Source organism: Nioella ostreopsis, from assembly GCF_004000255.1.
GTDB classification, from domain to species: Bacteria; Pseudomonadota; Alphaproteobacteria; order Rhodobacterales; family Rhodobacteraceae; genus Nioella; species Nioella ostreopsis.
In genome coordinates, this window is sequence record NZ_RCIQ01000017.1 from 32,975 (window position 1) to 55,265 (window position 22,291).

Here is a 22,291-nt window from a genome sequence, read left to right on the forward strand (position 1 = left end):
CAAACTGCCCACCTTCAAATCAAAAGTTGTCTTCGAACTTCTTGGCCAGATCCTCGATGTTGTCGGGGGGCCAGTCGATGATGTCCATGCCCAGGTGCAGACCCATGCCGGACAGCACTTCCTTGATCTCGTTCAGCGACTTGCGGCCGAAGTTCGGGGTGCGCAGCATCTCGGCTTCGGTCTTCTGGATCAGGTCGCCGATATAGACGATGTTGTCGTTCTTCAGGCAGTTGGCGGACCGCACCGACAGTTCCAGCTCGTCCACCTTCTTCAGAAGCAGCGGGTTGAACTCCAGATCGTCATCGTCGTCCGCGCGTCCTGCGGCCTCGGGCTCGTCGAAGTTGACGAAGATCGACAGCTGGTCCTGCAGGATGCGCGCAGCATAGGCCACCGCGTCATCCGGGGTCACGGACCCGTCGGTTTCCAGCTTCAGCGTCAGCTTGTCATAGTCCAGAACCTGACCTTCGCGGGTCGGCTGCACGTCATAGGACACTTTCTTGACCGGCGAATAGATCGCGTCGATCGAGATCAGGCCAATGGGCGCATCCTCGGGGCGGTTCTTTTCCGCCGCGACATAACCCTTGCCGGTATTCACGGTCAGTTCCATGAACAGGTCGGCCCCCTCGTCGAGGTGGCAGATCACGTGATCGCGGTTCAGGATCTCGATACCGGCGGATTCCGAGATGTCACCGGCGGTGACGACCTTGGGGCCCTTGGCCGAGATGGAAATACGCTTGGGGCCTTCCACATCCATGCGGATGGAAACGCCTTTCAGGTTCAGAACCACGTCGGTCACGTCTTCACGAACGCCCGCAATGGACGAGAACTCGTGCAGCACGTTGTCGATCTGGACCGACGTGATGGCCGCGCCTTGCAGCGACGACATCAGAACGCGGCGCAGCGCGTTGCCAAGCGTCAGACCAAAGCCGCGTTCCAGCGGTTCGGCGATGACCGTGGCCTGACGGGCCGGGTCGTTGCCGGGGTTAACCACCAGTTGCGTGGGCTTGATCAGCTCTTGCCAATTCTTATGGATCATGTGTCGCCTCCATTCTTGTTCGCGGGCGGATCCCTTGCCCGGAACGCTCGAGGATCAAAATGACAAACCTGCGGGCCGTGTGGGATTCACACGGCCCGCAGGCAAGTAGACATAATCAGACGCGGCGGCGCTTCGGGGGGCGGCAGCCGTTATGCGCGATCGGGGTCACATCACGGATCGAGGTGATGTTGAAACCGACAGCGGCCAGGGCGCGCAGCGCGCTTTCACGGCCGGAACCGGGGCCCTGAACTTCCACTTCCAGCGTCTTGACGCCGTGTTCCTGTGCCTTGCGGCCCGCATCTTCTGCGGCCATCTGCGCGGCATAGGGGGTGGATTTCCGCGACCCCTTGAAGCCCATCGTACCGGCGGACGACCACGAAATGGCGTTGCCCTGCACGTCGGAAATCAGGATCTTGGTGTTGTTGAAAGAGCTGTTCACATGCGCCACGCCAGCGGCGATGTTCTTGCGCTCTTTACGCTTCGGGGATCTTTTGTCACGAGCCATTATGCGAACCCTCCCTTATTTCTTCTTACCGGCAATGGCCTTTGCGGGGCCTTTGCGGGTACGAGCATTGGTGTGGGTACGCTGACCGCGAACGGGCAGGTTGCGGCGATGACGCAGACCACGATAGCAACCCAGATCCATCAGACGCTTGATGTTCATCTGGGTTTCGCGGCGCAGGTCGCCTTCAACGGTGAAGTTGGCGTCGATATGCTCGCGGATGGCCAGAACCTCGGCATCCGACAGCTCGTTCACGCGACGGGTTTCGTCGATGTTCACGGCTTCACAGATGGATTTCGCGGAGGAGGGGCCAATCCCGGTGATATAGGTCAGCGCGATCGGAACGCGCTTGGCGGTGGGGATGTTTACCCCGGCAATACGTGCCACGTAGTCTTCCTTTTCCGTTGCGGTTCCGTAGCTCCAGAACCTTTTTTCACAACCGAAAGCCCGAGGCGGTCAGCCTGCGGGCCATCGAACAATTCGGTACGAGGGGGATGCAGGACTGATTCCCGCAAGTCTCGCGATTCCCGGATGGGAAGCCTGCTGTTAGGCGGATTTCCCCACCGGGTCAAGGGCGTTCGGCTTTTGTCAAGAACTTTCTGGAAAGCCCCTGCCCAGCCCGGTCAGATGTCGCACAGATCGAGCGTCGCCATCTCTTCCCCGCCGCGCATCACGGCCACCTCGTCGGGATGTTCCGGGTCGAGAAGGAAGGCCGTTTCGCCGTCCACGCCCTGCCAGCGGCAACTGCCCAGCTCGGCACCGGTCTCCGGCACGTCCATCCCCGGCAGATCGAGCTGAAATACGCAATGGCTGGACTCGGCATTGTCCGGTTGCTCCAGGGCCTCGAACGCCTCGATCAGCAGATCTTCCAGATCCCACTGAGAGAACGCCGCACGGCAACTTTCCTGCGCCAGCACGCTTGAGGGGCCTGCGATCAGGACCGCGGTCAGGGTCAGCACCACGGCCCGCATCGGGATCACGCGTCCAGAACGGTACGGATCGCGCCCGCGACCTCGTCGATCTCGCCCAGGCCATCGACCACCGACAGATCGCCCTTGGCATAGTAATAGCCAATCAGCGGCGAGGTCTTCTTGTAATATTCCATCAGGCGCTGCTTGAGGCTGTCCTCATTGTCATCGGCCCGGCGCTTGAACTCGGTGCCACCGCAATTGACGCATTTGCCATCGGCGGGGATCGGCTTGGTGATGTCGTTGTAAACCTCACCGCAATCGCCACAGGTCGACCGCGCCGTGATCCGCGCAACCAGCGCCTCGTCATCGACGCGCATCTCGATCACGGCATCCAGGCCCTGACCGGTCTTCGCCAGCAGCGCGCCAAGCGCATCGGCCTGCGCCAGCGTGCGCGGGAACCCGTCGAAGATGAACCCGTCCGCCTGTACCGTGGTCAGCTGTTCCTCGATCAGCCCGATCACGATCTCGTCGGTCACCAGTTCCCCTCGGGCCATCACATCGGCCACGCGCTTGCCCATCTCGGTGCCCGAGCTTTGGGCGGCGCGCAGCATGTCTCCGGTCGACAGCTGGACCATGTTGCGCTCATCCACCAGGATCCGCGCTTGTGTGCCTTTGCCGGCCCCCGGGGGCCCGAGTAGAATCAGGTTCATCGGCGCGCGGGTCCTTTCCGTTTGGCGCGGCCACCGCCGGACTTGCGTCCGCGCAGCTGCGATTTCTCGATCAGCCCTTCATACTGGTGCGCCAGCAGATGCGACTGCACCTGTTGCACCGTATCCATGCCCACCGACACGATGATCAGGATCGAGGTGCCGCCGAAATAGGCGGTGATCGACAGCTGAGTTCGGACGATCTCGGGCAGCAGCACCACCAGTGCCAGGTATCCCGAGCCAAGAACCAGGATGCGGTTGGTCACGTATTCCAGGTATTCGGCAGTCTTCGGACCGGGGCGAATGCCGGGAACGAACCCGTTCTGGTTCTTCAGGTTGTCGGCGACATCATCCACCTTGAACGACACGTTGAGCGTGTAGAAATAGGTGAAGAAGACGATCATCGCCGCGAAAAACAGCAGGTAAAGCGGCTGGCCGGGGCCGAACATCGCCAGGATCCAGGTCATCACCGGTCCCGCATTCTGGCCCGAGAAGGTCGAGATCGTCGTCGGCAGCAGCAGCAGCGACGAGGCAAAGATCGCCGGGATCACACCCGCCGGGTTCACCTTGATCGGCAGATGGCTGGACCCGCCGTCATACACCTTCATCCCCACCTGACGGCGCGGATACTGGATGTGGATCTTGCGCAGGCTGCGCTCCATGAACACCACGAAGGTCAGCGTGCCCAACAGCATCACGATGATGCCCAGAACGGTAAAGGTCTGCAGATCGCCCGACCGGCCAAGGGTAAAGAACTGCGCCAGCGCACCGGGGATCTCGGCGATGATGCCGACGAAGATGATCAGCGAGATGCCGTTGCCGATGCCGCGCTGCGTGATCTGTTCCCCCAGCCACATCAGGAACATGGTGCCGCCCACAAGGGTGATCACGCAGGCCGCGCGGAAGAACCAGCCCGGATCGGTGGCCAACTCGCCCGCTTCAAGGCTGACGGCCAGGCCATAGGCCTGAACCGTCGCCAGCAGCACCGTGCCATAGCGGGTGTACTGGTTGATCTTCTTGCGCCCCTGCTCGCCCTCTTTCTTCAGCTGCTCCAGCGCCGGAACCATGGCGGTCATCAGCTGCACGATGATCGAGGCCGAGATGTAGGGCATGATGCCAAGGGTAAAGACCCCCATCCGCCCAAGCGCACCGCCGGTGAACAGGTCGATCATGTCCCCGACACCGCCCGCGGCCTGTTCGAAGAAATCGCGCAGCGCCCCGCCGTCGATTCCGGGGACCGGGATATAGGTGCCGATACGGTAGATGATCAGAAGGCCGATGGTGAACAGGATACGCTGGCGCAGCTCGGTGGCTTTGCCGAAGGTGCGCCAGCTCAGGTTCGCGGCCATTTGCTCTGCAGCAGATGCCATTGGGTCTCTCTCATGCACAGCGCCGCGGGATCGGGGTCGACCACGCGGCGCGGGAAGAACTTGCCAAAGATGTAAGCGGTAAGGTTACCGCTCACAAGCGTTGATCGGGCTTTTGCCCGAAGGCCGAGTTATTCCGCCGCAGCCGCAGCCGCCACGGTCAGGCTGCCACCAGCCTTCTCGACGGCCTCGATGGCGGACTTGGAGGCACCGGTCACGGTCAGGTTCAGCTTGGCGGTCACATCGCCCTTGGCCAGAACCCGCACACCGTCCAGCTTGCGGCGCACCAGGCCGGACGCGACCAGCGCATCCTCTGTGATGGCAGCAGATGCGTCCAGCTTGCCCTCGTCCACGAATTTCTGGATCAGGCCCAGGTTCACGACGGCGAATGCCTTGCGGTTGGGCTTGTTGAAGCCACGCTTGGGCAGACGCTGGTAGAGCGGCATCTGGCCGCCTTCGTAGCCGTTCAGCGCAACACCGGAGCGGGATTTCTGACCCTTGATACCACGGCCAGCGGTCTTGCCCTTGCCCGAACCGGGGCCACGGCCGATACGCTTGGCTTTCTTGGTTGCGCCGGGATTGTCGCGCAGTTCATGCAGTTTCATGTCGCTTCTCCTTCGCCGGAACTGACCCCCGAAGCGATCACGGGGCCAAACACGGCATTTCTTGATTGTTGAGTCTCGGACCCCAGCAGGGCCACCGGGGGCGTATAGACTCGGGCCGTCGCTCTGGCAAGCCCCTCACCGCCGCCCATCCCCGCATCGCGCCGTCCGCTTTCATCTTGGCCCAAATACCTCCGCCGGAGGCATCCCGCTCTCACCACCGATCCAACCGCCAGATATGGCCGATCTCTCCTGTCCCGTCCGATCTGATGCGCCTGCCTCTCCCCGGCGCGGGGAAGGGCCTTCGAAGGCCCTTGTGAAGAGGTTTCGAAACCTCTTACCCCCGCAAGCGGCGATGTCTTGCGACCAGTCCGGCTGATCTCGGAAATCAAGGTTTCGTCTGTACGGGGGGTGTACAGGGGGTGTACGCCCGGTGCACGGGGGGCACCGGGGTGTTTTCACCCTTACCGCCGAAAATTGAACAGCTGCGTCAGCCGGGCGTGACGCTGGAACGGGCGCGGCTCCGAGGGCGGCTCCTGGCGCGAGATGACCCGCATCGCCAGCCATCCCGACCACAGCCCGAAGATCACCCCGCCAACCGCCTGCCCGATCAGCACCCCCGCCGCGCCGAACCACGCGGCGAAGATCATCACGAAGGGAATCGTGCCCAGCGTGTGACGGCCCCAATTGGTCCAGGTGGAATAGTAGGGATGCCCCAGATTGTTGAATCCTGCGTTCGAGACGAAGATCATCCCGTTGAAAAACCACGCCAAAGCCAGCGGACCACAGAACAGGTAGACGATCTCCTGCGAAAGCCCCTCCAGCGCGAAGAGCGCCCCGATCGGGCCGCGCAGGAGAAACAGCAGACCCGAGACGAGGATCACGACCAGCGCCGTGAACAGCAGCCCGTCCAGATAAGCGCGCCGTACCCGGCCATGTTTCTGCGCCCCGAAATTCTGGCCGATGATGGGCCCCACCGCCCCCGACAGGGCAAAGATCGTCCCGAAGGCCACCGGCGTCAGCCGGCCCACAATGGCCATACCCGCAACCGCTTCCTCGCCAAACTCCGCCATTGCCCGCGTCACATAGGCTTGCCCAATTGGCGTCGCCAGCTGGGTCAGGATCGCGGGCAGGGCAAGGGCGAATATCGGGCTGAAATCATTCATGAATTCGTCGCGAGTCGGGCGGGAAAACCCGCCGTAGTGGCGCAGGATCGGATAGAGCGCCGCACCGGCAATCGACACCCGCGCCGCCACGCTGGCCAGCGCCGCGCCGGTCAGTTCAAGATCCAGACCGAAGATCAGGATCGGGTCCAGAACCGCATTCACCAGCCCGCCGATGATCGTCGCATACATCGCCCGCCGCGCCGCGCCATGGGCGCGCAGGATCGCACCGCCGACCATGCCGATCAGCAGCAACGGAAGGCTCGGGATGATGATCTGCAGATAGCCGACCGCCAGATCATGCGTCTCGCCGCTGGCCCCCATCAATGTCACGAGGAACCCCAGATTGAACCAAACAATCGCAGCGAAAACGGCACCAAAAGCAAACCCGTAGGCCAGCGCCGTGGTTGCCTTCATCCGCGCGCCGTTCTCATCCCCGCCGCCGAGCGCCCGTGCAACAAGCGCGCCCGCGGCAATCGACATGCCAATTCCGAAGGACGAGGTGAAGAACAGGATCGCGCCCGCATAGCCAACAGCCGCCGCCAGTTCGGCCTTGCCCAGCATCGAGATGAAGATCATGTCGACGAAATCGACGAGGAAGACCGCCATCAGCCCCAGGGATGCCGTCAGGGACATCACCGAGATGTGGCGAAAGAGGTTGCCCTCCAGAAAGACTGCGTTTGACTTTGCCATCCGCCTTCCCTGCCACAGCCAACGCGCTGCGACCATTCCGTAATTCTGCACAGAGCGGACTCAGCTCCGCTCGATTGGGGGATTCACCCTAGGGCGCAAACGCGCCGCGCCGGGCAAAAGGGTGTCAGACAAACACAACAGCCAACCGGAGACAAACCAATGACCATCCTTCGCAGCACCGCCATCGCCCTGACCCTCGCAGCAACCTCTGCCGCCCTGCCCGCCTTTGCCGAAAACATCGAGGCCGGCCCGATCTGGAACCAGGGCCACGCCAATCAGGTCTGCCCTGCCGTTGCCCAGGCCCATGGCGGCGAATGGACCGGCCATTGGTGGACGACCGTCCCGAATGAAATGTCGGTCTGTCAGATCCAGATGCCTGCCCGCACCGTCGAAGCAGGCCCGATCTGGAACCAGCAGCATGCCGAACAGGTTTGCCCCGCCATCGCCCATTCCCACGGCGCCGAGTGGACCGGCCAGTGGTGGACCACCGTCTGGAACGAAATGTCCGTCTGCCAGATCCGCTGACCCCTCCAATTTTACCCAAACCATTTTCCATGACGCGCGCGCCCCGGTTACCCTGCCGGGGCGTTATTTTTTTCGGTCTTGGCGACGGATGGGGGATCGACCCCAGGGCTATACGGCAGCCATGCGGGCAGGATGATCTCAACAAAACACATGATCCAGGAGAAACCCGATGTTCCGCACCACCCTGACCACCGCCCTTATCGCCCTGACCCTTTCCGCCACCGCAGCCTCCGCCGAAATCCGCCGGGTCAATATCGAGGCCCTGAACGAGGTCGAGGCTCTGCTGACCTGCAATTGGCTGGCTGAACAGGAGGGCGCTACCGGGCGCGGCAGCGTCCGCAACGTGGATTATTTCCTCTACGAATGCCGGTTCGATGCGCCCGCGATGCGCAATATCACGGTCGAAGTCATGCCGCTGCTGCACGTGGCTCAGGCCCGCCCCGTCTGCAGGGATGCCGCCCGCGACCGGAATGGCACCTGGACCGGCGACTGGGACGGCAACGGAGCGTTTGCCCCCGGCACCTGCACCATTCGCGTGCCCGCAGGCTAAGTCAGAGCGCGGGCTTTTTCTGCAAAAGCTGCATCACGTCGGCCATTTCCGGCCCCCGTTCCAGCCCCGTCACCGCCTTGCGCAGCGGCATGAAGAGGCCCTTGCCCTTGCGGCCCGTGGCCTCTTTCACCGCGTCGGTCCAGCTTTTCCAGGTGTCGGCGGAATAGGGCGGTTCCGGCAGCATGTCGAAGGCCTGCGCCACGAACTCCCGGTCCTCATCGGCGACCAGAGGCGTCGCCCCATCACGGAACAGGTGCCACCAGCCTGCAATGTCCTTGCGGGTGGTGATGTTGGCGCGGGCGACGTTCCAGAAGGTCTCGGCCAGATCATCCGGCACACCGATTTCTGCAACCTGTTCCGAAACAGAAGACAGCGGCCGCGTATGCAGGAAACGGGCGGTCAGCGGATAAAGGTCATCCACGTCGAACTTGGTAGGCGCGGATCCGAAATGATTGAGGTCGAACCCGTCCGCCAGTTGATCCAGCGTCTCGCACAACTCAATCGGCTGCGAGGAGCCGAGCCGTGCCATGTGGGACAAAAGCGCCATGGCCTCCACCCCGTTGTCGCGCAGATCCTTCAGCGCCAGCGTGCCAAGCCGCTTGGACAGCGCCTCGCCCTGCGGGCCGGTCAGCAGCGAATGATGCGCGAAGGACGGCGCGGAGAACCCGAGCGCTTCCATGATCTGGATCTGCGTCGCGGTGTTGGTCACGTGGTCGGACCCGCGCACCACATGGGTCACGCCCATGTCCGTGTCATCCACCACCGACGCGATGGTATAGAGCACCTGCCCGTCCTGACGGATCAGCACCGGGTCAGAGACGGAGGCCGCATCAATCGACAGATCGCCCAGAATGCCATCGGTCCATTCAATCCGTTCCTGATTGAGCTTGAAGCGCCAGACGCCTTGCCCACGCTCGGCCCGCATCTTGGCCTGTTCGTCGTCGGACAGGTTCAGCGCAGCGCGGTCATAGACCGGAGGCAGGCCCATGTTGAGCTGCTTCTTGCGCTTGAGGTCAAGTTCCGTGGGCGTTTCCCACGCCTCATAGAATCGACCCTTTTCGCGCAGTTCATCTGCGGCGGTGGCGTAGCGGTCCAGCCGCTCGGACTGTTTTTCGATCCGGTCCCAGGTCAGCCCCAGCCATTCCAGATCGCGCTGGATCTGGTCGGCATATTCCTGCTTGGACCGCTCCGGGTCGGTGTCATCGAGGCGGAGGATGAACTGCCCCCCGGCCTTCTTGGCAATCAGGAAGTTGAACAGCGCGGTGCGCAGGTTCCCGACATGCAGGTATCCGGTGGGGGACGGGGCGAAACGGGTGACGGTCATGGATCTCGGACTCCTTCGGATCGGGCTGATCCTGTTTCACAGACGGGCCCGTTTGTCCATAAGCCGTGGCTCAGCGGTCTGGCGGGGTCCAGCTTGCAGGGGGCGCATCCCGACGACGCAGGCGCATCGCCAGCCCAAGGGCCACGCCCACGCCGATCGCGATGGTCAGGTCCGTCAGAACGGTCAGTACCAGCGTCAGGGACAGCAGCAGCACATCCTGCCGGGGTTGGGCCAGATAGCCCTTCCAATGCTGCGGTTCGCTCATGTTCCAGGCGGTCAGCAGCAACAGCCCGGCCAATGCGGGCATGGCGAGGTAGCCTGCAAGCGGGGCGGCCACCAGCATCACCAGAAGGATCGTCAGCGCATGGACAAGCCCCGCCACCGGCGTCTTGCCACCGGCCCGGACATTCGTCGCGGTGCGCGCGATGGCCCCCGTGGCTGGCAGACCGCCGAAGAGCGCCGAACCGATATTGGCCGCCCCCTGCGCCAGCACTTCGGCATTCGATCTGTGACGCCCGCCGATCATCCGGTCGGCCACCATCGCCGACAGCAGCGACTCGACCCCGGCAAGAAAGGCAATGACCATGGCAGAGGGCAGAAGCTCCACGATCCGGGCATAGCTGATGTCGGGAAGCTGCGGCACGGGCAGGGTCGCGGGCAAGTCGCCGAAGCGAGACCGGATCGTATCGACCGGAAGATCGAACACCGCCACGGCCGCCGAACTGGCCGCAACGGCCAGGATCAGCCCAGGAAAGCGTGGAAACCCGCGACGCATAGCCACGATCATCACCATGGTGGCCAGCGTGACGGCCACGGCAGCGGGGCTGAAACTGTCCCTTGCACCCCACAGCGCCGCGATCTTCTCGACGAAATCGGCAGGCAGATGATCGGGTGTCAGGCCAAGCGCATCTTTCAGCTGACTGGCCCCAATGATGACCGCGATGCCGATGGTGAACCCGTTGATCACCGGTTCTGGAACGTAGGAAATCAGGCTGCCCGCCCGCAACACCCCGGCCACGACCAGCATGATCCCCGCCATTAGCGTCGCCAGCACCAGCCCGTCATAGCCATGCGTTGCGATCGCTCCGTAGACCACCACGATGAACGCCCCGGTTGGCCCGCCGATCTGCACCCGGCTGCCCCCAAGCAATGAAATCAGGAAGCCGCCGACAATCGCCGTGATCAAACCGGTCGCGGGATCGGCCCCCGAGGCAATGGCGATGGCAAGGCTGAGGGGAATGGCCACCATGGCCACGGTCAATCCTGCCAGCAGGTCGCTCAGCAGCAGGGCGGCCGTGTAGGATCGAAGTGTCGTCAGCAGCTTGGGTGTCATGGCACAAGTATTCCGCTACCGGGCGCACCAGCAAGCGGATTCCACCACACACGGTGTCGCGGATCAAATTTGCGTTATACCCTCCCGCCGCCTTGGATCCGGGCTATCCTTCAACCGAAATCACACCTGAGGGAGCCTACGATGACTGCCATGAAACGCCGGTCCATACTTAAACTGTCCCTTGCAGCCCCGTTCCTGTCGCTCGGTGCGACTGCGCTGCGCGCAGAGGCGCCCGCAATGGGGGCGTCCTTCGCACGTCACCGGCGCTTCACGCTCGGGCAGTTCGAAGTCACCACCCTGCTGGCCGGAACCACCCCGCGTGAGAACCCGCAAGGGATATTTGGCACGAATGTATCGCCCGAGGAATTCTCTGAGGTCAGCGCCGCGAATTTCCTGTCGACGGAGGTCTCGCAGTTCTTCTTCACGCCCGTCGTCGTCAATACCGGCGCGCAGCTGGTGCTGTTCGACACCGGGTTGAACCCGGCGGGCATCACCGATGCCTTGGCGGGGGCGGGCTACAGCCCCGATCAGGTGGATATCGTCGTGATCACGCATATGCATGGCGACCATATCGGCGGGCTGTCCGATGGCGCGACCCCGACCTTTCCCAATGCCCGCTATGTAACGGGACAGGCCGAATTCGACCATTGGGACATGGCAGGCAATGAAGGCTTTGAAGGCAAGGTACGCCCGCTGGCCGAGAACATGACCTTTCTCGACCCGGATCAGGACGTGGTTTCAGGCATCACATCCGTTGCCGCCTATGGCCATACACCCGGCCATATGGGCTATCACATCGAAAGCGATGGCGCGCGGCTGATGCTGTTTGCCGATCTCGCCAATCACCCCGTCTGGTCTCTGGCCCGCCCTGACTGGGAGGTGCGCTTCGACATGGACAAGGCGATGGCCGCCGAAAGCCGCCGCCGCGTGCTTGGCATGATCGCCGCCGATCGGATCCCGGCCGTGGGCTACCACATGCCCTTCCCGGCGCTTGGCTTCGTCGAGGCCAATGGCGACGGGTTCCGGTGGGTGCCGGAACAGGGGCAGTTCATGGGTTAATCGGTGATCGGGCCGTCGCCCACCCTCGGGTGCACGCGCGGCCCGTCCGCCACGCCCATCACCAGCACGATTTCATCGGGGCGCGGCGCGTCGGCGACGCCCACGCTCATCGTGTCGAAATGGGCGAAGGACCAGGCTTCGTCCTTGTGGCCGAGCGGCAGGTCGATCTGCGCGCCGAGCGGGGCCACCTTGGCATTCGACGGGATCAGCGCCTTTCCGCCGCCAACAGCCGCGCGCATGGGCTTGCCAAGCTTGGGGTGGATCATCGCCGCCCCGTGCTCCATCTCTCCGGCCACGCCGATGATCGCGGCCTTGCCATAGCTGACCGGGGCCGCGCCAAGCTGTGCGACCGCCTCGGCCATCAACTCTGCTCCGAGCGCACCACCCAGATCGAAGAGTTGCGACAGGTCGGTCCCGTGCTGGCCCGCGAAGGGGTTCTTGACCACCGCCAGCACCGCAACCCGAGTGATCGGCTCGCAAGGCTCGCCCGACCCGTCCGCGCGGATGACCTCTCGGATGAAGACGGTTTTTCGGCTGTTCATCTGCGCTCCTCTGCTGCTGCCCGCCAGTCTAGACAGAATTTCGGCAAACCGTCACCAATCCCCTTCCCATTCCTCCCGCAACGGCACATCTAGACTCCATGACCGACTGGAGCCCCCTGACCCCGCCCGACCTTGCCGCCTTCGAGCAGATGGCGGAACAGGCTCTGTTGGCCCTGCCAGAGCCCTACCGGCGCGCGGCCATGCAGGTGGCGCTGAGGGTCGAGGATTTCGCCAGCGACGAGATGCTGGACGCGTTGGAGATCGAGAACCCGTATGAGCTGACCGGGCTCTATGAAGGCATCCCGCTGACCGAGAAATCGGTGATGGATCAACCGATGAGGCCCGACGTGATCTGGCTTTTTCGCCGCGCGATCCTGGAGGAATGGGCGGATCGGGGCGATATCCCGCTTGGCCACCTGATTGGCCATGTGCTGGTGCATGAGCTGGCCCATCACTTCGGCTGGTCCGACGCGGATATCGCCGAAATTGACCCCTGGTGGGAGTAACACTTGACCCGCGCGGCACGGCGCGCAAGCTGGCCTCATGCGTATTCTGTTCTGCCTTTTCCTGATGACTGGCGCGGCCCTGGCCGACCCCTGCACACAGTCGCCCCGCGCTTTCTGGTCCCAAGCCTGTTCCGATCCGCTGACCCGCGCCGTCACGCTGGAGATGGAGGCGCTGATAACTGAGGTTCGCGAAACGCCCGGTCTGCATCCCGGCACCTGGGCCGCGCTCGGGTTGCGGGCCGAGATGGTATACGGGCAGCTCGATGATTGTCTGGGAACGGATGCGCCACCCGCCTGCATGCTGCCCATTGCAGCGGGTTACGCAGCGGAGCTTCTGGAAGGCCCCTATCTGAACGGCGAACGAGAGGGGCTGGCGCGCGGGCCGGTCGATCTTCTCTGCCCCCAATTCGCCCGCCCCTTCCACTTGACCCGCTTCGATACCGACCCTGCCTTGATCTGGATCTCTCCCGGCTATGCGCTGCTGACGCAGGATATCGACGCATGGAACGTGGTCTTTGGCGGCGACGGACCGGAGGGCACGATCGACCTGGGTATTACCCCCGCCGGGCAGGTGGTGCTGACCGGGCTGAGCAACCGGCCCATGCCCTGCATGATCGCGGATGAAACGGTGCTGCGCTAGCTCGCCCGGACGGGCCAGCGTTTGCCCAGATCGTCCAGACCCGCGCGAACAAGCTCCTCAAGCACGGTCAGGTGGATATCGGCCAGCTTGTTCACATAGAGGCAGGATTTGCCGATCCTGTGCTTGCCAAGCCGGTCAAGGATCGACCCGAAATCTGCATAACCCGGCAGGATGTAGATCGACAGGTTGGCCTTGCGGGGGCTGAAGCCGGTGGCGAGGAAATCGCCCTCACGCCCGCTGTCATAGGTGTAGTGATACTGGCCGTAGCCGATGATGGTGGGTCCCCACATGCGGGGCTGAAATCCCGTCACCCGCCGGAACAGCCCGTCGAGAACCAAAGAATCGGCCCGGCGGGTCGGATGGTCGAGCGCTGCGATGAAGTCAGCGGGATCGACCGGCGTGACCGTAGTTTTGTTCTCTGCCTTGGACATGGGCGGGCCTCCTGCCACGGGAGAGTAGCAGCAGATGGCCCGCCAGCGAAGGGTCAGGCGTAGCTGACCACCTCGATCTCGATATTGTCGGGGCCGTCGAAATAGAACCGGCGGCCAGGTTCATAGTCGCCGTGGTTATGCGGGTGGTAGCCTGCGGCTTTCACCTTCGCCTCGACCGCATCAAGGTCTTCGACCACCACGCCGATATGGTTCAGCCCGCCCGGTGTGCGGTAGCGGTCGGGGGCCTTCATCTGGCCACCCTGGCTATAGGCCACGACGTAGCTGTCCTCGTTGCCCACATGGATGGAATGCCCTCCTCCCTTGCCCTCACCCTGCCAGCGGATGCGCCAGCCAAAGAGATCGACCAGCAGGTCGGCCATCGCCTGCGGGTCGCTGACGGTTACGTTCACATGTTCCAGAAAGGCTGCGGTCATATCGGGTCTCCTTCACGGTTGATTCGCTTTCCGGTTTCATGGTGTAATTGCTAAAGTTCACTTTAGCTCAAGGAATTTCTTCATGCGCCGCCCCGGGGATATGCTGCCGATTGGCCGGATTGCCGAACGGACCGGCATGGCCGTGTCCGCCATCCGCTATTACGAGGCCGAGGGGCTGGTGCATCCGATCCGCACCGCCGCCGGGCAACGGCAGTTCCGGCGGTCGGACATTCGGCGGCTCAGCTTCGTCAAGATCGCACAGGAACTGGGGTTTTCGCTGAGCGAGATCCGCGAGGAGATGGCCAGGCTGCCCGAGGGGCGCACCCCCACCAAGGCCGATTGGGAACGGATCAGCCGCCGCTTCCGCGCGGTGCTGGACGAGCGCATCGACCGGCTGCAACGCACCCGGGACAAGCTGGATGGCTGCATCGGCTGCGGCTGCCTGAGCCTGAAGAGCTGCGCGCTCTACAATCCCGACGATGAGAAGGGCGCACGCGGGGCGGGGCCGCGCAACATCATCGACGGCTAGCGGAAGGCCGGTCCATGGCACCAGATGGTGAGCGAACGGCGTTCACCCTCGGTCACCGGTGTCACCCGATGCAGCACAAAAGAGGGGAAGAGCGTTGCCGCACCCTGCGCGGTATCGGCGGTGACGATCCCCGCCCCCGGCATCAGTTCGAGCATTCCGCCCGCATAGTCGGACGGCTCCGACAGTTGCACGACCATCGTGAGCTTGCGTTTCGAGGCGAACCGCCCGTCACCGATATCGGAATGCCAATCGAAATGCCCCTGCCGGTCGGCCCCATAGCGGGCGACCTGTGCGGATTCCGAAAAATCGGTCAGATCATAGCCATAGACCTGCCGGTTGGCATCCCGCACCAGTGCGATGATCTTGTCCATCACCCAATCGGCTTCTGCCACCTCATCCAGCCAGACCAGGTCGGCCCGGCGCAGATTGTGGTCGGTGGCGTTGCGGGTGAGGCCCGCATCCTGCGCAGGGGCAGATTCGGCCAAGGTGGTGATATGAGCGCAATCCTCCGGGGTGAAGGCTGCGCGGACGGTGTGGATCTGGATCATGGGAAGGAGGCGGTCCGAATAATGATCCTCGCGGATGGCAGATGTCACGTGATCCGTCGCGCCGGAAAGCGACCGGAGGGGCGGATTGCGACGGGTTTTTCGCCGTGCCTTCGGCACGTCGACCCGCGCGCGGCTGCGCCGCGCGATGAGTGGCTTAGGGGAAAGAAAGGGGGCGCTGCCCCCGTCGCCTATCGGCGACTCCCCCGAGGTACTTGGACCAAGATGAAAGGGTCTAGCTCGGGTCGCGCCAGCGGTTCACGATCGGGTAGCGGCGGTCGAGCCAGAAGGCGCGTTCGGTCAGGCGGGCACCGGGGGCGGACTGGAAGCGTTTGTATTCCGAGATGTAGATCAGGCTTTCGACCTTCTTCACCGTCTCGCGGTCATAGCCCATGGCGACGACGTCAGCGACCGAGGCTTCCTTGTCGATCAGCATCTCGAGGATCACGTCGAGCACTTCATAGGGTGGTAGGCTGTCCTCGTCCTTCTGATCCTCGCGCAACTCGGCGGTCGGGGGCTTGTCGATGACGCGGGGTGGGATGACCTCGCCTGCGGGGGCCAGCATCCAAGGGCGATGATTGGCGTTGCGCCAGCGGCAGGTTTCGAAGACGCGGGTTTTATACATGTCCTTGATCGGGTTGTAGCCACCCGCCATGTCGCCATAGATCGTGGCGTAGCCCACGGCGACCTCGGACTTGTTGCCGGTGGTCAGCAGCATTTCCCCGAACTTGTTGGACAACGCCATCAGGATCACGCCGCGCAGGCGGCTTTGGATGTTTTCCTCGGTGAGGTCCGGGTTCATCCCGGCGAAGAGCGGCGCCAGCGCCTCCGTCATCGCGGCGCGGGGGCCAGAGATGGGCACGGTATCGAGCCGTGTGCCAAGCGCCTTTGCCACGGCGGCGGCATCTTCGAGCGACTCGGTCGAGGTATATTCGGACGGCAGCATCACGCAGCGGACATTCTCGGGCCCGAGCGCATCGGCGGCGATGGTCGCCACGATGGCGGAATCGATGCCGCCTGACAGCCCCAGAAGCACCTTCCTGAACCCGGTCTTGCCGAGATAATCGCGGACCGATTCGACCATGCAGCGGTAATCGGCCTCCCATTCATCGGGCAGATGCGCCTTGACGCCCTCCACCGCGCGCCAGCCTTCATCGCCGCGCTCGAAATCCACATGGGTCAGAACCTCATCCATGAAGGGCATCTGCACGGCCAGCGCCCCGCCGGGGTTCAGCACGAAGCTCGCCCCGTCAAAGATCTGATCGTCCTGCGCGCCGGTGAGGTTGAGATAGGCCAGAGGCAGGCCGGTTTCGATCACGCGCGCCACGGTCACGGCCTGGCGGATGTTCATCTTGCCGCGATGATAGGGCGAGCCATTGGGGGAAATCAGGATCTCGGCCCCGGTTTCTTCCAGCGTTTCGCAGACATCCTCGAACCAGCAATCCTCGCAGATGGGGAAGCCGATGCGCACCGGACCGATCTGAACCGGCCCCTGCATCTCACCCGCATGGTAATAACGCTTTTCGTCGAAGACGTTGTAATTGGGCAGGTGATGCTTGAGAACTGTCGCCTGCACCTTGCCGCCCTGAAGAATGAAATAGGCGTTGAAGGGCTTGTCGCCACCGGGCCAGGGCCCGCCGATTCCAATGGCGGGGCCATCGGCACAATCGGCGGCCAGCTTTTCCACCACGCGGGCCACATCGGCGGCGAAGGCGGGTTTGCGCACAAGGTCCTGCAACTGGTAGCCGGTCACGAACATCTCGGGGAAAGCGACCAGGTCCGCTCCGGCGGCTCTTGCCTCGGCCCATGCATCTCGCGCCTTTGCGGTATTGGCCTCCAGCGCGCCGACGGTGGCGTTGAGCTGCGCGAGCGTTACTCGGAATCTGTCGGACATGGGGCCTCGCCTCGGGTCGGTATCAAGCCGCCTTTTAGCAGATCACCGCCCGCCGCCAAGCCACCCGGGCCAAAAGACATTGCGAGGTTAATCCCCCTCCACTAGGTTTATCGGCGACACGGGCAACGAAAACCTCAAAGGGGGCACATGGTGGGCCAAGCAGGTAAGGGCTTCCTACACCGCGTTTTCATGGCAGGCAGCACCGCGCTGTTGCTGTCCGGTGCCGCTTGGGCGCAAGAGAGCGGTGAAGTCGAGATCCACATGTACGAAGGTGGCGGGATCTACGAGGGCACGTTCCGCAACGGGGTCCAGCATGGCACCGGCACCTACCGCCTGCCCAATGGCTATGAATATACCGGCGAATGGGTCGATGGCGAAATTCGCGGCCAGGGCCGCGCGGTGTTCCCCGATGGCTCGATCTATGAAGGGGCCTTTGCCGAAGGGCGTCCCCATGGTTTTGGCTCGATCACCTTCGCCGATGGCTCGACCTATGAGGGCGAATGGTCCGAGGGCCGCATCAACGGCCAGGGCGTGGCGCTCTATGCCAATGGCGTGCGCTACGAGGGCGGCTTCCGCAATGCGCTGCATCACGGCACCGGCACGATGGATAGCCCCAATGGCTATCGCTACGAAGGCCAGTGGGTGAACGGGCTGAAACAGGGCGCGGGCCGCATCACCTACCCCGATGGCGCGGTGTATGAGGGCAATTTCGAAAACGGCCAGCGTCAGGGCCAGGGCCGGCTGGAGATGCCCGATGGCGTCATCTACGAAGGCCAGTGGCAGGCGGGCCAGATCAACGGCACCGGCACGCTGACGCAACCCAATGGCGATGTCTACGAAGGCCAGCTCGTGAACGGCCAGCGGCAGGGGCAGGGCGTGGTGCGCTATGCCAATGGCGACCGCTACGAGGGCGCGTTCGCCAATGATCGCCGCCATGGGCAGGGCGAGTTCCGCGGCGCTGACGGATACCTCTATGTCGGCCAGTGGATCGACGGGCGGATCGAGGGCACCGGCACGGTCACCTATCCCGATGGCTCTGTCTACGAAGGCGCGTTCCGCAATGACCTCGCCCATGGGCGCGGGATGATCACCTATGCCGACGAATCCACCTATGACGGCGAATGGGTCGAAGGGGTGATTCAGGGCTTTGGCGTCGCACGCTATGCCAACGGGCTGGTCTATGAAGGCCAGTTCCTGAACGCCCGCCAGCACGGTCAGGGCGTCATGACCTACACCGACGGCTACCGCTACGAGGGCGCGTGGCAGGACGGGTTACGCCACGGGCAGGGCATTGCCACCTATGCCGATGGCACGGTCTACGAGGGCGGCTTCGTCGCGGGCCAGCGCGAGGGCGAGGGCACGCTGACCATGCCCGACGGCTTCACCTATACCGGCGAATGGCAGGGCGGAGAGATCAACGGCACCGGCCGCGCCACCTATGCCAATGGCGATGTCTATCAGGGCCGCTTCGTGAACGGTACGCGGCAGGGCGCGGGCACCATGACCTACGCCGCCACCGAGGATCAGGAAGCGCGCGTCGTACAAGGCATGTGGGAAGAGGGCCGTCTCGTGGTCGATGCCGATCCAGACGCGGATGCGACCGAAGAGGACACCACGACGTCAGATGAAGCGACACCCGAGCCCCCGACCGAGGCAACCGGCAACGGGGAACCCGCAAGCGAGTGACGAGCACCGGGCAGAGCCTGCCCCATCAGACAGGCTCACCTGCATCCAGACTGGAAAGCAGGGCGTCCGCGTCGCTCAGGATCTCGGATTGTCGGGATGACTCCATCCGGTCCCAGGTGCGATACATCTGCGCCATGCGCGGATTCTGCGCGAACCGGTCGCGGTGGCGGCCAAGGAAGTGCCAATAGAGCAGGTTGAACGGACAGGCATCGGGACCGGTCTTGACCTTCACGCCATAGGCGCAGGTCTTGCAGTAATCCGACATCTTCGAAATGTAATTGCCGGATGAGACATAGGGTTTCGACCCCACCACACCGCCATCGGCGAACTGGCTCATGCCCACGGTATTGGGCGCTTCCACCCATTCATAGGCGTCGGCGTAGACGGCCAGATACCACTCATGGACCTCGCCCGGGTCGATCCCGGCCAGCAGGGCGAAATTGCCGGTCACCATCAGCCGCTGGATATGGTGGGCGTAGGCCTCGCGCCGGGTGACGCCAACGGCCTCTTTCATGCAGCGCATGCGGGTCTCTCCGCCCCAGTAGACCGGCGGCAGTTTGCGGCTGTGGTCCAGCGCGTTGCGCTGTGCGTAGTCCGGCCCCTCGTGAAAGTAGATCCCCCGCACAAACTCGCGCCAGCCGATGATCTGGCGGATGAACCCCTCAACGGCATTCAGCGGCGCGACGCCCGCGCGATAGGCGGCTTCCGCCCGGCGGCAGACCTCCAGCGGGTCCAGTAGCCCGGCATTGATGTAGACGGACAGGACCGAATGAAAGAGGAAATCCTGCCCCCTCACCATCGCATCCTGGTAATCGCCAAAACGCGGCAGGGCGTGGGCGATGAAGTGATCGAGCGCCTGCTCCGCCTGCGCAGGCTCGGTGGCGAACCAGAAGGGCCGCAGATCGCCGAAATGGGTGTCGAACCGTGTCTCGACGAGGTTCAGCACCTCCTCCGTCACGTCGTCGGGCTCGAACCGGGGTGGCACCGGGCCGGAAAGCCCCTTGGGCGGCCCCTTGCGGTTGTCGTGGTCGAAATTCCACTGCCCGCCTTCGGGCTGGACGCCGTCCATCAACAAACCTGTTTTGCGCCGCATCTCGCGGTAGAAGAACTCCATCCGCAGCGCCTTGCGGCCCTTAGCCCAGACATCGAATTCCGCATGTGTGCAAAGGAACCGGTCATCTTCCAGCAGGTGAACGGTCAGCGGATGATCCCGCAGCGCTTCGATCAGGCGCCATTCGCCGGGTTCCGTGGCGAGAACCTCAGACGCCCCGACCTCTTCCGCCCGCCGCAGCAACTCCGCCCCGATGGACCCCGCATTGTCCGGGTCATCCAGCCGCGTATAGGCGACGCGCCAGCCGTCCTCCTGCAAGCGCGAAGCGAATTTGCGCATGGCGGCAAAGAGGAACGCGATCTTCTTGGGGTGGTGCGCGACATAGTCCGTTTCCGCCGCGACCTCCGCCATGACCACCACATCGCGCGCCCGGTCAGCCGCTTTCAGCGCCGCCACCGTGAGCGTCAGCTGATCGCCCAGAACCAGCACGAGGCGCGGGCTCACCACGGCACCGCCTTGCCCGCCCAATCGAAGAACTGGCCACTGTCAGCGGGCGACAGCCCGTCGATGACACGAATGAGGTTCTGCGCGGCCTCCTCGGGTGTCACCGATCCGTGCCGCGCCAGGTAAGGGCCGGTCAGCCGCGTCTGCACCGTGCCCGGATGCAAAGACACGAGGATCGCCTGTTTGCGCAGCCGCCCGTATTCGATGGCCGAGGTCCGCAGGATCTGGTTCACCGCCGCCTTGGCCGCGCGGTAGCTGATCCAGCCGCCAAGCCGGTTATCCCCGATCGACCCCACCCGCGCCGACAGAACGGCGACCACGGACCGCCGGTCACGCGGCACCAGCGGCAACAGGTGTTTCAGCACCAACGCCGGACCGATCGCGTTCAACGCGAACTGTGCGGCCATGTCGGCGGGGTCCAGCGTGCGGATGGTCTTCTCCGGCTCCGCCCCGTCGATCTGCAGCGCGCCAGTCGTGACCAGCACCCGGTCGAACGTGCCCTCCTGCGCGCCCAGAACCCGCGCGATGCTGGCCTCGTCCGTCAGGTCCAGCCCGTCCGCACTGCGCGACAGGCGCACGACCTCACCGCGCGGTTCCAGCGCGTCCGCCAGTGCCGCGCCGATCCCGCCCGAGGCGCCGATGATGAGTGTTCTGTCCTGTGTCATGGGACGGGAGCTAATGCGCCCGACGCTCTGGTCAATCGCGCCATGCCCCGGCATTCTGGGCGAACCGGAAAAGGACGCGCCCATGACCAAGCCCATCATCTACCACATCCCCGTCTGCCCCTTCTCGCAGCGCATCGAGATCCTGTTGGAACTGAAGGGCCTGCGCGACGCGGTGGAGTTTCGCGTGGTCGACATCACCAAACCCCGCGACCCGGAATTGCTGGCCAAGACCCGTGGCACCACCGCCCTGCCGGTTCTGGAAACCGAGGACGGGCGCATCCTGAAGGAAAGCCTTGTGATCATGCGCTATGTGGAGGAACGGTTTGCCGACACCCCGGTGGCCCGCAGCGACCCCTATGAGCGCGCCGTGGAACGGATGATGATCACCCGCGAGGGGCCGTTCACCATGACCGGCTACATGATGGTGATGAACCGCGACCGGGCGAAGGCCGAGGATTTCAGGGCAAAGATGCTGGATCACTACGCGTGGCTGTCGGATTTTCTCGACCACCACAATCCCGGCGGGCTGTGGCTGGTCGACGATTTCGGGCTGGCCGAGCTGGTCTTCACCCCGATGATGATGCGCTTCTGGTTTCTCGACTATTACGAGGGCTTCGAGATCCCCGACGAGCCGCGCTTCGCCCGCGTGCGCCGCTGGCGCGACGCCTGCCTCGCCCACCCCGCCGCGCAGCAGGTGTGCTACGACGAGATCGTGAAGCTCTACTACGACTACGCCATCGGGGCGGGGAATGGCGCGCTTCCCGAGGGGCGGCAGGTTTCCAGCTTCACCTTCACGCCAGACTGGCCGGACCGCCCGATGCCACCGAGAGACAAATACGACCGGATCGCCTCGGACGCAGAGCTCGGGCTGGAGTGAAAAAAGGGGGTTCCCATCCCGCTTCCCGCACGTAATATGCCCGCCATGACGACGCACAGCCATATCACGACCCTGACTGCCCCCACGGGCGGCCTAGACCTGTGCGCTCTTCTTCTCCTTAGCCGCCTCTGAGCGTGCCTTTCGGCGCGACCGCTCAGGGGGGAACCAGCGCCGAAACGACACAAGACAATCTGGCTAAGACCAAGGATACCCCC

Annotated in this window: 25 protein-coding genes; 8 read left to right on the forward strand and 17 right to left on the reverse strand. The window is 63.8% G+C overall.

Translation table 11 applies throughout. The features are described from left to right. Positions 1 to 19 precede the first annotated feature (19 nt). From EP237_RS16575 to EP237_RS16610, 8 genes are all read right to left on the reverse strand, one after another. Positions 20 to 1,036, reverse strand: coding sequence for a DNA-directed RNA polymerase subunit alpha (locus EP237_RS16575; protein WP_127562020.1), 1,017 nt, complete (start codon positions 1,034 to 1,036; stop codon positions 20 to 22). A gap of 115 nt (positions 1,037 to 1,151) precedes the next feature. Beyond that, on the reverse strand, positions 1,152 to 1,541 hold the full coding sequence (gene rpsK / locus EP237_RS16580; protein ID WP_071689297.1) for a 30S ribosomal protein S11: 390 nt from the start codon (positions 1,539 to 1,541) through the stop codon (positions 1,152 to 1,154). 15 nt (positions 1,542 to 1,556) lie between these two features. Beyond that, complete coding sequence (rpsM, locus tag EP237_RS16585) at positions 1,557 to 1,925, reverse strand: 30S ribosomal protein S13 (protein ID WP_127562021.1); 369 nt, start codon at positions 1,923 to 1,925, stop codon at positions 1,557 to 1,559. Between the two features lie 236 nt (positions 1,926 to 2,161). Continuing rightward, entirely contained in the window at positions 2,162 to 2,518 is a 357-nt protein-coding gene (locus tag EP237_RS16590) for a hypothetical protein (protein WP_127562022.1), read from the reverse strand. Beyond that, positions 2,515 to 3,159: an adenylate kinase gene (locus EP237_RS16595; RefSeq protein ID WP_127562023.1), complete on the reverse strand. Its 645-nt coding sequence runs from the start codon at positions 3,157 to 3,159 to the stop codon at positions 2,515 to 2,517. Before EP237_RS16595 ends, EP237_RS16590 begins: the two co-directional genes overlap by 4 nt. Then, positions 3,156 to 4,526, reverse strand: a complete 1,371-nt coding sequence (gene secY, locus EP237_RS16600) for a preprotein translocase subunit SecY (protein ID WP_127562024.1) — start codon at positions 4,524 to 4,526, stop codon at positions 3,156 to 3,158. Before secY ends, EP237_RS16595 begins: the two co-directional genes overlap by 4 nt. A 128-nt stretch (positions 4,527 to 4,654) precedes the next feature. After that, on the reverse strand, positions 4,655 to 5,128 hold the full coding sequence (gene rplO, locus EP237_RS16605) for a 50S ribosomal protein L15 (protein ID WP_071689302.1): 474 nt from the start codon (positions 5,126 to 5,128) through the stop codon (positions 4,655 to 4,657). 461 nt (positions 5,129 to 5,589) lie between these two features. Then, on the reverse strand, positions 5,590 to 6,981 hold the full coding sequence (locus EP237_RS16610) for an MATE family efflux transporter (protein WP_127562025.1): 1,392 nt from the start codon (positions 6,979 to 6,981) through the stop codon (positions 5,590 to 5,592). A 159-nt stretch (positions 6,982 to 7,140) separates the two neighbouring features. On the opposite strand from EP237_RS16610, the gene EP237_RS16615 reads away from it, so the two are divergent. Both EP237_RS16615 and EP237_RS16620 read left to right on the forward strand, forming a co-directional pair. Next, positions 7,141 to 7,506 (forward strand): mannan-binding lectin, encoded by a 366-nt coding sequence (locus EP237_RS16615; protein WP_127562026.1) that lies wholly within the window; start codon positions 7,141 to 7,143, stop codon positions 7,504 to 7,506. A 169-nt stretch (positions 7,507 to 7,675) separates the two neighbouring features. Further along, positions 7,676 to 8,056, forward strand: a complete 381-nt coding sequence (locus EP237_RS16620) for a hypothetical protein (RefSeq protein WP_127562027.1) — start codon at positions 7,676 to 7,678, stop codon at positions 8,054 to 8,056. Position 8,057: 1 nt separating this feature from the next. On the opposite strand, the gene gltX is transcribed toward EP237_RS16620, so the two are convergent. Beyond that, positions 8,058 to 9,380, reverse strand: a complete 1,323-nt coding sequence (gene gltX / locus EP237_RS16625; RefSeq protein ID WP_127562028.1) for a glutamate--tRNA ligase — start codon at positions 9,378 to 9,380, stop codon at positions 8,058 to 8,060. A 70-nt stretch (positions 9,381 to 9,450) separates the two neighbouring features. After that, positions 9,451 to 10,713 (reverse strand): SulP family inorganic anion transporter, encoded by a 1,263-nt coding sequence (locus tag EP237_RS16630; RefSeq protein ID WP_127562029.1) that lies wholly within the window; start codon positions 10,711 to 10,713, stop codon positions 9,451 to 9,453. A 141-nt stretch (positions 10,714 to 10,854) separates the two neighbouring features. Here EP237_RS16630 and EP237_RS16635 point away from each other — a divergent pair, with 141 nt between their 5' ends. Then, entirely contained in the window at positions 10,855 to 11,772 is a 918-nt protein-coding gene (locus EP237_RS16635) for an MBL fold metallo-hydrolase (RefSeq protein WP_127562030.1), read from the forward strand. Here EP237_RS16635 and EP237_RS16640 read toward each other — a convergent pair. Then, positions 11,769 to 12,314, reverse strand: a complete 546-nt coding sequence (locus EP237_RS16640; RefSeq protein ID WP_127562031.1) for an amino acid synthesis family protein — start codon at positions 12,312 to 12,314, stop codon at positions 11,769 to 11,771. The genes EP237_RS16635 and EP237_RS16640 overlap by 4 nt on opposite strands. Positions 12,315 to 12,412: 98 nt before the next feature. On the opposite strand from EP237_RS16640, the gene EP237_RS16645 reads away from it, so the two are divergent. Both EP237_RS16645 and EP237_RS16650 read left to right on the forward strand, forming a co-directional pair. Beyond that, the gene (locus EP237_RS16645) at positions 12,413 to 12,820 is read left to right on the forward strand and encodes a metallopeptidase family protein (RefSeq protein ID WP_127562032.1); all 408 of its coding nucleotides are present in this window, start codon (positions 12,413 to 12,415) and stop codon (positions 12,818 to 12,820) included. A gap of 37 nt (positions 12,821 to 12,857) precedes the next feature. Beyond that, entirely contained in the window at positions 12,858 to 13,460 is a 603-nt protein-coding gene (locus EP237_RS16650; protein ID WP_127562033.1) for a hypothetical protein, read from the forward strand. Here the strand turns inward: EP237_RS16650 and EP237_RS16655 are convergent. Both EP237_RS16655 and EP237_RS16660 read right to left on the reverse strand, forming a co-directional pair. Continuing rightward, positions 13,457 to 13,891: a DUF1801 domain-containing protein gene (locus EP237_RS16655; RefSeq protein ID WP_127562034.1), complete on the reverse strand. Its 435-nt coding sequence runs from the start codon at positions 13,889 to 13,891 to the stop codon at positions 13,457 to 13,459. The genes EP237_RS16650 and EP237_RS16655 overlap by 4 nt on opposite strands. A gap of 53 nt (positions 13,892 to 13,944) precedes the next feature. After that, positions 13,945 to 14,325 carry a VOC family protein gene (locus tag EP237_RS16660; RefSeq protein ID WP_127562035.1) on the reverse strand — a complete coding sequence of 127 codons (381 nt, stop codon included), beginning with the start codon at positions 14,323 to 14,325 and terminating at the stop codon, positions 13,945 to 13,947. A gap of 82 nt (positions 14,326 to 14,407) precedes the next feature. On the opposite strand from EP237_RS16660, the gene soxR reads away from it, so the two are divergent. Beyond that, a complete protein-coding gene (soxR, locus tag EP237_RS16665; protein WP_127562036.1) occupies positions 14,408 to 14,854 on the forward strand; it encodes a redox-sensitive transcriptional activator SoxR in 447 nt (148 codons plus the stop codon). Here the strand turns inward: soxR and EP237_RS16670 are convergent. Further along, a complete protein-coding gene (locus EP237_RS16670) occupies positions 14,851 to 15,402 on the reverse strand; it encodes a 2OG-Fe(II) oxygenase (RefSeq protein WP_127562066.1) in 552 nt (183 codons plus the stop codon). The two genes, soxR and EP237_RS16670, sit on opposite strands and share 4 nt — an antisense overlap. 232 nt (positions 15,403 to 15,634) lie before the next feature. After that, on the reverse strand, positions 15,635 to 17,293 hold the full coding sequence (locus EP237_RS16675) for an NAD+ synthase (RefSeq protein WP_127562037.1): 1,659 nt from the start codon (positions 17,291 to 17,293) through the stop codon (positions 15,635 to 15,637). A 189-nt stretch (positions 17,294 to 17,482) separates the two neighbouring features. Here EP237_RS16675 and EP237_RS16680 point away from each other — a divergent pair, with 189 nt between their 5' ends. Next, positions 17,483 to 18,979: a 2-isopropylmalate synthase gene (locus EP237_RS16680; protein WP_127562038.1), complete on the forward strand. Its 1,497-nt coding sequence runs from the start codon at positions 17,483 to 17,485 to the stop codon at positions 18,977 to 18,979. A 25-nt stretch (positions 18,980 to 19,004) separates the two neighbouring features. Here EP237_RS16680 and EP237_RS16685 read toward each other — a convergent pair whose 3' ends face one another. Together EP237_RS16685 and EP237_RS16690 are read right to left on the reverse strand one after the other, a co-directional pair. Next, the gene (locus tag EP237_RS16685; RefSeq protein ID WP_127562039.1) at positions 19,005 to 20,534 is read right to left on the reverse strand and encodes a cryptochrome/photolyase family protein; all 1,530 of its coding nucleotides are present in this window, start codon (positions 20,532 to 20,534) and stop codon (positions 19,005 to 19,007) included. Beyond that, a complete protein-coding gene (locus tag EP237_RS16690) occupies positions 20,531 to 21,199 on the reverse strand; it encodes an SDR family NAD(P)-dependent oxidoreductase (RefSeq protein WP_127562040.1) in 669 nt (222 codons plus the stop codon). The genes EP237_RS16685 and EP237_RS16690 overlap by 4 nt, the downstream gene beginning before the upstream one ends. Positions 21,200 to 21,281: 82 nt before the next feature. Between EP237_RS16690 and EP237_RS16695 the strand changes: the two genes are divergently transcribed. Then, complete coding sequence (locus EP237_RS16695; RefSeq protein ID WP_127562041.1) at positions 21,282 to 22,076, forward strand: glutathione S-transferase family protein; 795 nt, start codon at positions 21,282 to 21,284, stop codon at positions 22,074 to 22,076. Positions 22,077 to 22,291: the final 215 nt, after the last annotated feature.

What these genes read in the sequence shown, in the direction of transcription:
- EP237_RS16575 (WP_127562020.1), bottom strand. Translation starts at nt 1,036, where the DNA reads ATGATCCATAAGAATTGGCAAGAGCTGATCAAGCCCACGCAACTGGTG.
- rpsK (WP_071689297.1), bottom strand. Translation starts at nt 1,541, where the DNA reads ATGGCTCGTGACAAAAGATCCCCGAAGCGTAAAGAGCGCAAGAACATC.
- EP237_RS16595 (WP_127562023.1), bottom strand. Translation starts at nt 3,159, where the DNA reads ATGAACCTGATTCTACTCGGGCCCCCGGGGGCCGGCAAAGGCACACAA.
- secY (WP_127562024.1), bottom strand. Translation starts at nt 4,526, where the DNA reads ATGGCATCTGCTGCAGAGCAAATGGCCGCGAACCTGAGCTGGCGCACC.
- rplO (WP_071689302.1), bottom strand. Translation starts at nt 5,128, where the DNA reads ATGAAACTGCATGAACTGCGCGACAATCCCGGCGCAACCAAGAAAGCC.
- EP237_RS16610 (WP_127562025.1), bottom strand. Translation starts at nt 6,981, where the DNA reads ATGGCAAAGTCAAACGCAGTCTTTCTGGAGGGCAACCTCTTTCGCCAC.
- EP237_RS16615 (WP_127562026.1), top strand. Translation starts at nt 7,141, where the DNA reads ATGACCATCCTTCGCAGCACCGCCATCGCCCTGACCCTCGCAGCAACC.
- EP237_RS16620 (WP_127562027.1), top strand. Translation starts at nt 7,676, where the DNA reads ATGTTCCGCACCACCCTGACCACCGCCCTTATCGCCCTGACCCTTTCC.
- gltX (WP_127562028.1), bottom strand. Translation starts at nt 9,380, where the DNA reads ATGACCGTCACCCGTTTCGCCCCGTCCCCCACCGGATACCTGCATGTC.
- EP237_RS16630 (WP_127562029.1), bottom strand. Translation starts at nt 10,713, where the DNA reads ATGACACCCAAGCTGCTGACGACACTTCGATCCTACACGGCCGCCCTG.
- EP237_RS16635 (WP_127562030.1), top strand. Translation starts at nt 10,855, where the DNA reads ATGACTGCCATGAAACGCCGGTCCATACTTAAACTGTCCCTTGCAGCC.
- EP237_RS16640 (WP_127562031.1), bottom strand. Translation starts at nt 12,314, where the DNA reads ATGAACAGCCGAAAAACCGTCTTCATCCGAGAGGTCATCCGCGCGGAC.
- EP237_RS16645 (WP_127562032.1), top strand. Translation starts at nt 12,413, where the DNA reads ATGACCGACTGGAGCCCCCTGACCCCGCCCGACCTTGCCGCCTTCGAG.
- EP237_RS16650 (WP_127562033.1), top strand. Translation starts at nt 12,858, where the DNA reads ATGCGTATTCTGTTCTGCCTTTTCCTGATGACTGGCGCGGCCCTGGCC.
- EP237_RS16655 (WP_127562034.1), bottom strand. Translation starts at nt 13,891, where the DNA reads ATGTCCAAGGCAGAGAACAAAACTACGGTCACGCCGGTCGATCCCGCT.
- EP237_RS16660 (WP_127562035.1), bottom strand. Translation starts at nt 14,325, where the DNA reads ATGACCGCAGCCTTTCTGGAACATGTGAACGTAACCGTCAGCGACCCG.
- soxR (WP_127562036.1), top strand. Translation starts at nt 14,408, where the DNA reads ATGCGCCGCCCCGGGGATATGCTGCCGATTGGCCGGATTGCCGAACGG.
- EP237_RS16670 (WP_127562066.1), bottom strand. Translation starts at nt 15,402, where the DNA reads ATGATCCAGATCCACACCGTCCGCGCAGCCTTCACCCCGGAGGATTGC.
- EP237_RS16675 (WP_127562037.1), bottom strand. Translation starts at nt 17,293, where the DNA reads ATGTCCGACAGATTCCGAGTAACGCTCGCGCAGCTCAACGCCACCGTC.
- EP237_RS16680 (WP_127562038.1), top strand. Translation starts at nt 17,483, where the DNA reads ATGGCAGGCAGCACCGCGCTGTTGCTGTCCGGTGCCGCTTGGGCGCAA.
- EP237_RS16690 (WP_127562040.1), bottom strand. Translation starts at nt 21,199, where the DNA reads ATGACACAGGACAGAACACTCATCATCGGCGCCTCGGGCGGGATCGGC.
- EP237_RS16695 (WP_127562041.1), top strand. Translation starts at nt 21,282, where the DNA reads ATGACCAAGCCCATCATCTACCACATCCCCGTCTGCCCCTTCTCGCAG.